Source organism: Desulfomicrobium aestuarii (assembly GCF_055385525.1).
On record NZ_AP042427.1, the window covers coordinates 51649 to 64536 of the forward strand.

At 55.2% G+C, this 12888-nt stretch carries 10 protein-coding genes, 2 tRNA genes and 1 pseudogene; 9 read left to right on the forward strand and 4 right to left on the reverse strand.

What is annotated here, in order from left to right; all coding sequences use genetic code 11:
• The first annotated feature begins 201 nt into the window (after nt 1-201).
• The 7 genes and pseudogenes from ACZ5AC_RS00235 to ACZ5AC_RS00265 all read left to right on the forward strand — a co-directional run bounded on the left by ACZ5AC_RS00235 (nt 202) and on the right by ACZ5AC_RS00265 (nt 7051).
• Nucleotides 202-423: a hypothetical protein gene (locus ACZ5AC_RS00235; protein ID WP_464248967.1), complete on the forward strand. Its 222-nt coding sequence runs from the start codon at nt 202-204 to the stop codon at nt 421-423.
• Entirely contained in the window at nt 424-2319 is a 1896-nt protein-coding gene (locus tag ACZ5AC_RS00240; protein ID WP_464248968.1) for a heme lyase CcmF/NrfE family subunit, read from the forward strand.
• Nucleotides 2312-2881, forward strand: coding sequence for a tetratricopeptide repeat protein (locus ACZ5AC_RS00245; protein WP_464248969.1), 570 nt, complete (start codon nt 2312-2314; stop codon nt 2879-2881). Before ACZ5AC_RS00240 ends, ACZ5AC_RS00245 begins: the two co-directional genes overlap by 8 nt.
• Before the next feature lie 15 nt (nt 2882-2896).
• A pseudogene (locus tag ACZ5AC_RS00250) lies at nt 2897-3790 on the forward strand (UshA-like (seleno)protein family 2).
• Nucleotides 3791-3813: 23 nt separating this feature from the next.
• Nucleotides 3814-6003 carry a heavy metal translocating P-type ATPase gene (locus ACZ5AC_RS00255; RefSeq protein WP_464248970.1) on the forward strand — a complete coding sequence of 730 codons (2190 nt, stop codon included), beginning with the start codon at nt 3814-3816 and terminating at the stop codon, nt 6001-6003.
• Nucleotides 6004-6042: 39 nt separating this feature from the next.
• A complete protein-coding gene (locus ACZ5AC_RS00260) occupies nt 6043-6606 on the forward strand; it encodes a M23 family metallopeptidase (protein WP_464248971.1) in 564 nt (187 codons plus the stop codon).
• Between the two features lie 169 nt (nt 6607-6775).
• The gene (locus ACZ5AC_RS00265) at nt 6776-7051 is read left to right on the forward strand and encodes a TFIIB-type zinc ribbon-containing protein (protein ID WP_464248972.1); all 276 of its coding nucleotides are present in this window, start codon (nt 6776-6778) and stop codon (nt 7049-7051) included.
• 360 nt (nt 7052-7411) lie between these two features.
• Here the strand turns inward: ACZ5AC_RS00265 and ACZ5AC_RS00270 are convergent, their stop codons facing one another.
• The gene (locus ACZ5AC_RS00270; protein ID WP_464250636.1) at nt 7412-7780 is read right to left on the reverse strand and encodes a tyrosine-type recombinase/integrase; all 369 of its coding nucleotides are present in this window, start codon (nt 7778-7780) and stop codon (nt 7412-7414) included.
• A gap of 667 nt (nt 7781-8447) precedes the next feature.
• Here ACZ5AC_RS00270 and ACZ5AC_RS00275 point away from each other — a divergent pair.
• Both ACZ5AC_RS00275 and ACZ5AC_RS00280 read left to right on the forward strand, forming a co-directional pair.
• Nucleotides 8448-8852, forward strand: a complete 405-nt coding sequence (locus ACZ5AC_RS00275; RefSeq protein ID WP_464248973.1) for a LexA family protein — start codon at nt 8448-8450, stop codon at nt 8850-8852.
• Nucleotides 8852-10141 (forward strand): Y-family DNA polymerase, encoded by a 1290-nt coding sequence (locus ACZ5AC_RS00280; protein WP_464248974.1) that lies wholly within the window; start codon nt 8852-8854, stop codon nt 10139-10141. The genes ACZ5AC_RS00275 and ACZ5AC_RS00280 overlap by 1 nt, the downstream gene beginning before the upstream one ends.
• 369 nt (nt 10142-10510) lie before the next feature.
• Here the strand turns inward: ACZ5AC_RS00280 and ACZ5AC_RS00285 are convergent.
• The 3 genes from ACZ5AC_RS00285 to ACZ5AC_RS00295 form a co-directional block, all read right to left on the reverse strand.
• Nucleotides 10511-10586 (reverse strand) — tRNA-Thr (locus ACZ5AC_RS00285).
• Between the two features lie 8 nt (nt 10587-10594).
• Nucleotides 10595-10671: transfer RNA gene (locus ACZ5AC_RS00290), tRNA-Pro, on the reverse strand.
• 133 nt (nt 10672-10804) lie between these two features.
• The gene (locus tag ACZ5AC_RS00295) at nt 10805-12862 is read right to left on the reverse strand and encodes a methyl-accepting chemotaxis protein (RefSeq protein WP_464248975.1); all 2058 of its coding nucleotides are present in this window, start codon (nt 12860-12862) and stop codon (nt 10805-10807) included.
• Nucleotides 12863-12888 lie beyond the last annotated feature (26 nt).

The window sequence follows — 12888 nt, forward strand, 5'->3', positions numbered from 1 at the left end:
AAGTGTGAGTGGATAAATCCGTGTAGGCTTGTGCAGACTTATGTAAACTCTTGTGCAACACGTCGTCTTTTTGGTTTTTTTATTTATAATTTATTCAATAATTTCAGAATTTTTATGCTGGCCCAAGATTTGCTTTTGCCGGGTCTCTGTCCAGTATCCCGGTGATGGGACAGCAGAGCAAAATCGTTGCGGATAGCTGAAATGCGCAAGAATCACGAGTGGGGAAAAATAACAATACCCGCATACGATATTTTCATTCTCATAATGGGGGTGCTCATCGGTTCTGCCTTGAGCGCTGCCATGCAGCCAGCGGAAGAAAAAAACATGTGGGATTGCATGACGATGGCTTTGTTCAAAAAGGCGAAACACATTGCGCTCGCCATTACTCTATCCGGGGCTTTGGCCTCGTTTCACGGAGGTTAGATGTATCTCTTTGCTCACGGAGTGATGCTCTTTGCGTTGCTTCTTTCGATTTTGGGTGCCGGACTAGCTTGTATCGAGGCATGGACAGAGCGTGGTAAGGCGTTGCCTTGGCTGGAGCGGCTGAATATGTCGTCAGTCATCCTGGTCACTTTCGCGTCCGCAATTCTTCTCCGCGCGCTGGTGAGCAGAGACTTCACCTTATCTTACGTCACTCAATACACGGACAGCACCCTTCCGCTATTTTATACCGTCACCGCTTTTTGGGCTGGCCAAGCCGGGTCATTGCTCTTCTGGGCGCTGGTGATGGGCGCGGCAAGCATACTTTTTCTGTTCTCCAACACGTACCAAAAACTCAATCCCAAGACGAAGCTGTACTTCTGGATGTTTTTCCTGCCGGTGCAGGCATTTTTTCTTCTGCTTCTCACCGGCCCGAGCAGCCCTTTTGTCACACTTGTCACGCCGCCAGTCGATGGCCAAGGCCTCAATCCGCTCCTGCGAAACTTTGGCATGGTGCTCCACCCTCCGCTGCTTTTCATCGGGTATGCGGGATTCACTATCCCCGCCTGTCTGGCACTGGCCTCCACCATGACCGGAGAACGCAGATTATGGGTGGAAGGAGCTCATAACTGGAATATCGCTTCTTGGTCGCTACTCACCTCCGGTATTCTTCTGGGTGGCTGGTGGGCATATATGGAGCTGGGTTGGGGTGGCTACTGGGCCTGGGATCCGGTTGAAAACGCGTCACTGATCCCTTGGTTTTCGGCCACGGCTTTTCTTCACACGTCCATCATTGAGCGACGTTTCGGAGCCTTGCCACGCACGAACGTATTTCTTGCTTGCCTGACCCTGCTTCTTTGTATTTTCGCCACATATCTGGTTCGTAGTGGCGTGGTCGAATCCCTGCACGCCTTTGGCGAGGGAGGAGTGGCGCTGCCCCTTATTTTGGCCATTTCTTTAGGGATGGTCGTGAGCGTGGCTGTAGCTTTGGCGCGACCGGTAGGGGAAGGCTCCTCCCTTCCCAATCTGGATAGCAAGCAAGGGATGGTTGTGTTGTTGGTATGGCTACTGATGCTCTTGGGTGTCATTGTGCTCATGGGTACACTTTGGCCAGTGCTCAGTCAGTTGTGGGAAACTAATCCTGTTGGGGTTAATCAAGGCTTTTATAACACCATTTGTTTGCCGCTGTTCACAGCCATGGCTATGCTTCTAGCCCTTGCCCCCTGGCTTGGCTGGAAGGGTGGCTTTTGGAAACCAAAGGTCGCCATGATCCCGGTTGCTGCCTGGATATGCGTTTTCGTCATCGGGCTCTGGCTGGGAGTCAGGCCGTTACTGGCTGTAACGGCGGTCGGAGCGGCCGTGGCAGTGACTGTATCCGTAGTCTTGTTGGCCGTCCTTCAGCCCAAAGCCTCTCGCTCACGTGCGTTCCTGTCCAGCCACGGATCTCACGTGCTTTTCGCTGTACTCGTGCTGGGCGTGGCTGTCTCGGGGCCATTCCAGAAAACCCACGAAGTACCCCTCTCACCCGGTGAAAATTTCTCATTCGGCGGATACTTGTTCGAATACACGAAACTCCGAACAGAGAAAAAACCCGAACTGGCAATCGAAGAGGCGGTAATCACAGTCAGCAAAGACGGAAAACGCTTAGGCGAACTCACCCCGCAACGGCGTTTGTACCGCAACTACGATCATCCCAACAGCGAGGTCTCAACCCTTTTCAGCTTGGGAGATGAGCTTTACGCCACAATCCATGATATAGAAGGCGAGCGCGTACAACCACTCAAAGTGAGCATCAACCCCATGGTGAACTGGGTATGGATCGGAAGCTTAGGCATTACTCTTTTACCACTGCTGGCGTGGCGCACTCGCAGAGCGCAGGGAGATCATTCCGATGAATAACGTGTCCACATATGCTGAATTTCCAATACGAAAAATAGTCGTGGCGATGATGGGCGCAGCTATCATTGCGATTTTTTTGACCGCATTTTTTACAGGTGCAAACGCCCCATTTGAACACCAGGCTGGGCAGAAGAAAACCGGCCAATCTGACGAAATGTCAGAACTGGGTCCTCTCATGGCCAGAATCAAGGCAAACCCTCAAGATGCGGATGCCCTCATCGGTTTGGCCGAAATCTTCAGCCGTTCCAAAGATTGGCAAAAATCCGAACATTTTTGGTCAAAGGTGGTCGAACTTGATCCGAAAAATATTGGAGCACATTACCACCGAGGGTTTACGCTGATTCAACTCGAACGATATGCGGAGGCGATAGCCGAGTATGAGTTTATTTTACAGGCCCAGCCTGAATCGCCCCAAGCCCTTTATTACCTCGGTGCGATTAACAAGTACGGATTTCAGAAACCGGACGAAGCGAAAAAATTCTTTCAGCAGGCCTTGGCCCTAAAACCAGAAGACCGGGAATTGGTTATGGCGATCGAAAACGAACTTGCGGAGACTAAGTAGCCAAGGAGCATATCAATGACTCGTATTCTCTTTCTTTTCTTTGCTCTGTGCGCTCTGCTACCCGCAGAGGCCCATACCGCCGGGCAGGCTCTTGAAATATACTACACAGCCAACACCTCTGGGTATTTTGACCCGTGCCCCGACTGAGGCGGTAAACTCATTGGCGGGTTGGCCCGGCGGGCCACCCTCATTGCCTCGAAGAAAAAAGAAGGCGAAGCTGAGACGGTTCGACTTTTCTTGGCTGGTCCTTATGAGTTGTCCAGCATCGACCAAAAATTGAACCCTGCGGCCAAGTCCCCAGGAATTATTGGGCAAGCCTATAGCGCTCTGGAATACGACGCCATGATGCTCACGCCTGCGGACGTTGCTGTGCTGGGGCAGGATATGCCCGTAGCACTCAAAATTTGGATGATACCTCCCGGCACGGTGGTGAGCAAAATAATTGAGCGCAAGAACATGCGCATTGGACTGGTGTATTTCCCCGTACTCGCGACTCCTGAAACGGCACCTACCGTTTCTGATATGGAGGCAGTCAGAAAAGAGGCTCTTGCGATGCGCTCTGTCGTGGACGTGATTATAGGTATAAGTTCATGGGGCGCACAGGCTGAACAAGCGTTTTTGGACAAGTTCAATGGAACTTCAGAGCCTCTGGATGTTTTACTCGGAGGCGGATTGGGGCCTGGAAATCGAGGAATTCTGGAACCCAATAGCTCCACCGCCTGGGTGCGTCCCTTCCCCAAGGGCAAGTATGTGAGCTTGGTTCGGCTGGAAAATATCATGAGCCAGCAGTCGGAATCATTCAGAAAACATGAGCCGGAGGTGCGTTTCGACGTAGTCATTCTGGACGAAAAGACACCCGTCGATCTTGCCATGGATAACCTGCTTGCCCCAGCGCGTGTCGGGAATTGACGATCGGAATCAGGAGTTTTCGAATGCAAAAAACGACATTTGTCATCAAGGATATGGACTGCTCCGAAGAGGTTGCGGTCCTAAAAAAGGTGCTGATGCCCATTGTGGGGCAGGAATCCCGGCTGGAATTCGATTTGCTCAGTCGCAAGCTGCATGTGGACCTCTCCGGCCTGCTCACAAACGTCGAGAACGTGGCGGAGGCCATCAACTCGACGGGAATGAAGGCCGAACCCTTTGTGGACGCCCTGCCGTCCTGTGCGTGCTGCGGCGGCACGTGCCCCGCCAGGGGAAGCCTCTGGGAACGCCGAGGGCGTGAATTGCTCTGCATGGTCAGCGGGCTGCTCTGGGCGTGCGGGCTGGCCCTTATGATGGCTGAGCACGGCTCCATCCTCGCCGCCTTCAAGGAAAGCGGCGCAGCACCTTTCGCCTCCAAGCTCCTCTGGATTCTGGCGGCGCTCGGTGGCGTGTGGCACGTGCTGCCCAAGGCGATCCGTTCGCTTCGTGCGCTGCGCCCGGACATGAATCTGCTCATGGTGCTGGCCGTGTGTGGAGCCATGGCTATCGGCGAGTACTCCGAAGGGGCCTCCGTGGCCTTCCTCTTCGCCCTGGCCAATCAACTCGAAGCCTGGAGCATCGGGCGAGCGCGAAATGCCATCCAGGCCCTCATGAGTCTGGCCCCGGACAAGGCGCTTGTTTTTTCTCCGTTGTCTCCCTCGCCGATTGAAACCTCGGTGCAGGATGTCCCCACCGGTTCACGCGTCCTGATTCGGCCCGGCGACCGTGTCCCTTTGGATGGCGTCGTGCTCTCCGGCATATCGGCCGTGGACCAGTCACCCATAACGGGCGAATCCATGCCGGTGACGAAAACAGTCGGGGACGTGGTCTACGCGGGCACCATCAACACCGACGGTGCGTTGGAGGTTGAGACCAACAAGCTGTCGTCAGAATCAACCCTGGCCAGGATCATGCGCATGGTGGAGCAAGCTCAGTCTCGGCGCGCCAAGGCCGTACAATGGGTGGAAAAATTCGCAGCCGTGTACACGCCGATGATGGTCGCAGTGGCCATCGTGGTCGCAGTGGTCCCTCCCATTTTTTTTGGCGGAGCCTGGGACAAATGGTTTTATGAAGCGCTGGTCATTCTGGTCATCTCCTGTCCTTGCGCTCTGGTGATCTCCACACCGGTGAGCATCGTCGCAGCGCTGGCTTCGGCGGCCCGAAACGGCGTGCTGGTCAAGGGAGGAATATTTCTCGAAGTGCCCGCTACCCTGAACGCCATCGCCCTGGATAAAACCGGCACGCTCACTCACGGCAGGCCTTCCGTGACCGAAGTGACGGCATTCAGTGGCATTTCCGAATCAGAACTGCTGGGCGTGGCCGCCGCCCTGGAATCACGCAGCAGCCACCCCGTGGGCCAGGCCATCATGCGGCATGCCTCTTCCATGGGAGTCTCCCTGGTACATGTTGAAGATGCGCAGGCTAGGCCTGGCCTGGGAGCGCATGGACGCATCCGGGAGACCGTTTATTTCATCGGTAATCCGCGTTTTCTGGCCGAGTCGAAGAACGTTGCCAGAACAGACGAGCTTGAACAGGCCCTCGAACGTCATGCCCAGTCCGCTGGAACAGTCGTGCTGGTCTGGACGGAAGGGAAGGTGCTGGGCTGCCTCACGGTAGAAGACAGGGTGCGCTCCCAATCCAGGGATGCCTTGAAGGAACTCGCCCTGCTCGGTGTGGACACGATTGTCATGCTTACTGGCGACAACTCCATAACCGCCGCAAAGATCGCCGCTGAAACCGGGGTGACGCAGTACAGGTCCGATCTTATGCCGGAGGACAAGACCCGGGTGGTGACGGAGTTGGTGGCGTCCGGCAAACTGGTAGGGATGGTCGGCGATGGCGTTAACGACGCCCCTGCGCTGGCGGCCTCGCATCTGGGCATCGCCATGGGTTCCATCGGCACGGACGTGGCCATTGAAACCGCCGACGTGGCACTCATGTCCGACGATCTTTCCAAGCTGCCCTGGCTCATCCGACATTCGCGCCGGACGATGGGGACAATCAAGGCGAACATCTGGTTCGCACTGGGTGTCAAGGCCGTGTTTCTCCTGTTGGCCGTTTTTCAAATGGCTACGCTGTGGACCGCGATCTTGGCGGACCTGGGATCGTCACTTTTAGTTATCTTCAATGGTTTGCGTCTGTTACAAATCAAGCGATAGCAAATCAATACACTGATTAAAGTAGCTGAAGGAGAATTCGTGGTGAATCAAGGCCCCACACGCCTCGTTGCTCAGAACCGTTTAAAACGGATTGTGTTCTATTCAATTTTGTTTCTGATTGTTAGCGTTCTGACTTTGGAAGCCATCCCGGGCAACGCAGACACAGGAATTCCCATGACTGACGGACGGCTTCACAAACCGGTAAAACCTAAACGCAAGCTCGCGCCCTCTTCTAAATTTGGAATCCGGCGCGATCCAATCAACAAGCGACAGACTTTTCACAAAGGTATCGATATTTCTCGCCCGGCTGGTACAGAGGTGCTGGCTTGGTCAGATGGAGTTGTGGTCAAGGCGGGTTGGGTGGAGGATTACGGACAAACGGTAGACATTCTCCACGCAAATGGAGTGAAAAGCCGCTATGCCCACCTTCGGACTATTTTCGTCCGCAAGGGCCAACAAATTCGTGGAGGACTGGTTCTAGGCCAAGTGGGGCGAACAGGGCGCACCACGGGGGCTAATCTTCATTTTGAAATCAGGGTGAAGGGCAAATTATCTGACCCAACAAAAATAATCTCGGACACTTCAAAGATTGTTGCAGGCTAAAGAGTTATAATACGCCGAGATCAGACTGATCTTATGTTGTCTCAAACAGCGTGATATTAGATGCGATGCGAATCAGACATCTCCTATTCTTGCAGGGATGCTTTTCCATGATTTGTCAAAACAATACTGAAGTTAAAAAATCCATTTAACATTAGGAGGATAGCAAAGTATGAATTGTCCAATTTGCAGTAATGTCAACTTGATTATGTCAGAACGGCAAGGAATTGAAATTGATTATTGTCCACAATGTCGAGGAGTTTGGTTGGATAGAGGGGAACTGGACAAAATTATTGAAAGATCAGTGGTAGCGCCTACGCAAAAAAATGAAAAACCATCGCTAGCATATCAAGCCATGCCTACTTATGGTCATCAACCACATAACCACGACGGTCGTCACAAAAAGAAACGCGAAGGTTTTTTGTCGGAAATATTTGATTTTGACTAAGGAATCTCGACTTTCGGTTTTTTTACAGTCGCTAAAACTGAAATCTATCTGAAATAAATAACAATTCCCCAGAAATTGGCCAGGAAGACCCTCTCCTCGGGAGTTAGATCTGCCAATTTCTGGCTCTGCTTCTCGGGCCTGACCTACTCGGCGGTCGATCGGTGAAGACGGCGTGCCCAAAATTTTCGGAGTTCATCCTGCGCTTCGTTCAACTTCCTGAAGTCATCCGGATATTGCATTTATTGTGCATCAAATTGATTGGGTACATTTTCGACCCAAAGTTCGGACAGGTACAGACATGTGCCTGATATGCCATTTTAGAGTTTTTCAGGACTGCTTGAATATGTATTTGCTCTTGTCTCAAAATCTACATTTATGAAATGCTAAAAAAAGAGCTGAAATCGTCCACGCCTTCGAGCGGGGTTTATATATACATACCGGGATCATAAGCCTATGATCCCGGTATCCTTGATCCAGGGACTTCCAACCGCCAATGGCTTGCAGGTCCGGCAAGGAGGTGCCTGTCTGGGCTAGTCTTGTTGCTGCCGTGTGACGCAATGTACTGAATACCACCCGATCTCGCCTGTTCCGGCCTTCGTTCAGGCCCAATGCTTCAACCGTATATCGGAACGGTTGAGGTGGCTGTGTGTAGACTTTTTCGGAGCCATTTAGAAAAACAGGTCCGGCAAGCAGTCCTTTTCCGCGTAACTCGTTTAGGAAGCCCTCCAGTGAATCAGGTAGGGGATGGTTCGGTTCGTGCCGTTTTTCGTGTCACGAAATGTTGCCTCATCGATCACGTTCAACCAAAGTTTGCAAGATGGCCTGAAGTTCTGAGGTGGTCTGCGTGCTTGTCCGATGGTTTCCTCCCTTGCCGATTGTCGCGCCCACGTCACGGGCTGATGGTGGCGGCGTTGAGACAAGCTTGCGAGAATATGCGTGGCCACGCACTGCCTCTAAGAACGATGCCAACATTTTGGTGGGTTCTGTGGAGCAACAGGGTAGCAGTCACTACGCTTAGAATGTTTTTTGGCTTGGCTTTCGAATTAACATTTGTTAATTTTTTTGAAATGAAGGAGGTCTTCATTCGGCAAATATTTTGTGAACGTGGGTATCCCGTTCTGGTCGCATACGTGATCATGCGCGAGGGCGTATGGCACCTCTGCCGGGTCAACTCAAAATTGAGCAATTGGATGTGCCGCCCAGTGTGTGGACGACATGCCGACGATAACAAACTTCACTGAATCTGGCGTATCGCGAAAATCCATGCGCTCGGTTTCAACACTGGAACCAGGCGGTTGCCTTCTGAGGACGGGCGAAATTGAAAACAACAATGAATCATATTGGGGCACTTGAACGGTCAGGTAAGCTTATGTGTCGCGTGGAGGTCATGGGTCGCATGTCGCAGGACTTCGAAATGCTGACACTGCCGTTCTATCTGCATCGTATTCCGGCCGGATTCCCATCTCCCGCCGATGATTATCTCGAAACACGCCTGGATCTGAACGGCTTGCTGGTCAGGAACCCTGCGGCGACCTTTATGGTGCGGGTCAGCGGTGACTCCATGATCGGCGTGGGCATTCACGATGGCGACATCCTGGTGGTCGACCGCTCTGAGACGGCGGTTCATGGCAAGATCGTTGTCGCGGCCCTGGATGGGGAAATGACGGTGAAGCGCCTTCACCTGAAAGGCGGGCGGTGCCGGTTGGTTCCGGAAAACAAGGCTTTTCAGCCCATCCAGGTCGGCACGGAGCAGGATCTTCAGGTCTGGGGCGTGGTTGTTGGCGTGGTTCGGAGGATCTGATGCTTGCCGCCCAAAGCCGGGACTTTTTCGCGATGGTGGATTGCAACAATTTCTACGTCTCCTGTGAGCGGGTGTTCCAGCCTGCGCTCGAAGGCAAGCCGGTAGTCGTGCTCTCTAACAACGACGGCTGCGTCATCGCCCGCTCCAACGAGGCCAAGGCTCTGGGCATCGCCATGGGAGAGCCGGCCTTCAAACGCAAGTCCTTCTTCGAGGGCAATGGCGTGCGGATATTCTCTTCGAATTACGCGCTGTATGGGGACATGTCCGCCCGGGTCATGCAGGTGCTGGCGGGGTTTTCCCCTGAAGTCGAAATCTATTCCATAGATGAGTCCTTCCTGCTGTTCAGGGCCATGCGCACCGACAAGCTCGTTCAGATCGCCGACGACATCAGGCGGACGGTCCATAAATGGACGGGGATTCCGGTCTGCGTGGGAATTGCCAGGACGAAAACCCTGGCCAAGGTCGCGAACAGGTTGGCAAAGAAGACCCCTGCCAGTAATGGAGTCTGGCTGCTCGATGAGGCGCAGGACATAGAGCTGCAGCTGGCAAAGATCGATGTGGGCGACGTGTGGGGAATTGGGCGCCGCTATTCGCGATTTCTGAAGGCTTCGGGCATCGATACCGCCGACAAGCTTGAGCGGGCTTCGCGGGATTGGGTGAAGAAGCATCTGACCATCGCCGGGCTGCATACGGTCTTGGAGCTGGGGCAGATACCGTGCATCGCCTTCGAGGAGGTTCCGCCCACGGCAAAAAGCCTTGTCTGTTCCCGGTCCTTCGGGACCCGGATTGCCGAACTGGAAAGCCTGGAAGAAGCCTTGTCCGCGTATGTCCAACGCGCCGCCGAAAAGCTGCGCGCCAAGAGGCTGTTGGCCGGGGTGGTGCAGGTGTTCGCCGAGACCAGCCGCTTCCATCCCGATCCGCAGTACACAGGCAGCGGGAGCCAGGCCATGGCCGCGCCCACCTCGTACACGCCGATCCTGCACGCCCAGGCCCTGCGCATCCTGCGGCGCATTTATCGCGAGGGGTTCAGATACCAGAAAGTCGGGGTCATGTTTCTTGAGCTCGTGCCGGAGAACAACCGCCAGCTCTCCTTCATGGAGCCAAGCGGGGAGGACCGCTGGAAACAGCAAGCCCTCATGGCCATGCTGGACAAGGCCAACGACAAATACGGCCACAGGATTCTGACCCTGGCCTCGTCGGGAGTCGGGCGCAAGCCGTGGCACATGAGGCAGGAGCGGAAATCGCCACGGTACACGACGTGCTGGGCTGAATTGCAAGTGGTCAAATAATCGAGTTCAAGGAAGATGTTTTCGGAAAATGAATTGTCATCGGTGGATTCGTCGTTTCCTGTTCAAGCTCTTCGTCACCGTCGCGCGACGGTGACGAAGAGCAGCCTTCATTATTTGGAAAATTGAGCGTCAGAATCAAAGTGTCAGGCGAAAAAAAGATGATTTTTTGGAGACGGGGAGCAATTCTGTCAATTCTGTCAATTTATTTTGAGAAAAGAAGTTTTTTGGAAGCGAAAAAATTTGGGTAAGTCTTTAGCAAGAAGTGGTCCGAGCAAATAGCCTGCTTTCCTGTTGCTTCCTAATGCTTCACCCAAAAAAGTGGCACAGGAGTGGCACAAAAAAAGCCGGTCCTAAGACCGGCTTGACACCTGGAGCCCACAAGCAGGATTGAACTGCTGACCTCGTCCTTACCAAGGACGCGCTCTGCCAACTGAGCTATGTGGGCTTTCGTTGTGGTCGGGATGAGAGGATTTGAACCTCCGGCCCCTTGAACCCCATTCAAGTGCGCTACCAGGCTGCGCTACATCCCGACACGAGAAGACGCTTCTATGGAGAGCTCCGGCCTTTGTCAAACACTTTTTTGCGGGATTTTGTCGGAATGTTTCGATGCGGAAGTGGGCATCGGAGCGGCCGCATTGGCCGGCCGCCCCGATGTGTGCCGGTCTAGATCTTGAAACGTGAGACCTGTTCGCGCAGACGTTCCGCCAATCGGGACAGCTCGGCTGCGCTTGTCTGAACGGTCTGGCTGCTGGTCGTCATCTCGTCCGACGCGGCGCGGACCTTTTCGATGTCCTGGCTCACGGAGCGCGTCATGGCCGAGCTGGCGGCCACGTTGGAGTTGATCTCCGTGATGCCCGCCGAGGCCTGGCCGACGTTTTCGGCGATGTCTCGGGTGGTCACGGACTGCTCCTCAACCGCCGCGGCGATGGTGCCGACGATGTCGTTCATCTCGCCGATGACTCCGCTGATGTCGGATATGTCGTGCACGGTCTGGGTTGTCACGGACTGGATGGCGGAGATCCGGTCCCGGATGTCCTCGGTGGCGTGGGCCGTCTGCTGGGCCAGTTCCTTGATCTCGTTGGCCACCACGGCGAAGCCGCGCCCTGCCTCGCCGGCGCGGGCCGCCTCGATGGTGGCGTTCAGGGCCAGCAGGTTGGTCTGGGAGGAGATGGCCGTGATGGTCGCGGTCACGGCGTTGATCTCCCGGGCCGCCTCGCCGAGCTCGTTGACCCGTCCCGAAGCCCCCTGCGCCTTGACCACGGCGCTCGACGTCGTGTTCTTGGCCCGTTCGGAGTTCTGGGCAATCTCCTGGATGGTGGCCGACATTTCCTCGGCCGCTGCCGCCACGGTGTTCATGTTGATGGCGGCCTGCTCCATGGCCGCGGACACGGATGTCATGTTGTCCGTGACGCCGGCCGTGGCCCTGCTGACGGCGTTGGCCATGGTCGCGGTCTGGTTCGACCCGGCGGTCATCTGGGTGGAGATGCTCGACAGTTCCGTGGACGCGGCCGCCAGGGCCTGGGTCGCCGCGGTGATTTCCCCGAGCATTTCCTTGGTCCGGCCGACCATGGTGTTCATGGCGCCTGCAAGGTGGCCGATGGCGTCGCGGGCTGGGTGGCTGAAGGTCATGGTGTAGTCGCCTTCGGCCACCTTGAGGCTCTGTTCGGCGATGCGGTTCAGCGGTCGGGTGATGGTCCGCACCAGCACGATGGTGACCAGGATGCCGAAGAGCATCGCTCCCGCCCCGACGAGGAGGGTCTTGATGACGATCTTCCGGTCGATGCCCTGGACCATCTGCACGTGGTTCAGACCGACCGCGATATGCCAGTCCCAGGGCTCGAAATACCGGGTGTAGGTGATCTTCCTGTCGCCGTTCCACTCGTATTCGAGGAATCCTTCCTTATGGCCGCGGAAGGCCTCTCCGATGCCCGGCTGTTCAAAGATGTTCTTGCCTTCGAGGGTGGGGTGGATGAGCACGTCGCCCTTGGACGTGTACACGAAAAAGTAGCCCACTCCGGCTGCCTTGGTCGTGTTGATCATGTCCCGCAGTTGCGGCGTGAGAATCCTGCGCCCCACGAAGAGGACGGCCACGATCTGGTCGTCGGCGTTGCGCACGGGCTTGTAGCTGGTCACGTACCAGTCGTCGACCACGAAGGCCTTGCCGGTGAAGGTGTCCCCGTTCATGACGGTCTTGTAGACCGGGCTGTCGGAGGGGATGAAGGTGTCCACGGCCCGGTCGCTCTCGTTGATGCGGACGTTGGTGGACACGCGCAGGAGCTTTCCGTCGACGACCTGGAAAATGGTCGCAACGCCGCCCGTCATCTGCTGGATTTTGTCGACGATGCCCGTGTTGCCGTTCATGACCGTGCCGCCGAGCATCAGGCGCGGCATCTTGACCTGTTCCTGGGCCTTGGTCACCTGGTTGGTGATGGTCCTGTCGAGCATGTAGCTCGAGTCGAGGTCGAAGGTCCCGTACCGCTCCAGCTCGGCTTCCAGGATGATCATGTCTGTAGCGAGCTTTTCCTGCAGCAGGGAATCCTGCGTGCTGAGCGAGTTGAAGACCGAACTGGCAGTGCTTTCGACGGAATTCTTGCCCAGATCGAAGAGTCCCGTGCGGACATCGATCGTCGTCACCGCGATGACCAGGGCAAGGGACAGGGCCAGGATGGCCAGGATGCCTGTGAAGAGCTTGGTCGTGAATCTGATGGCTTGAATGTTCAAGGCGCCTCCCATCTGTGGGTACTACG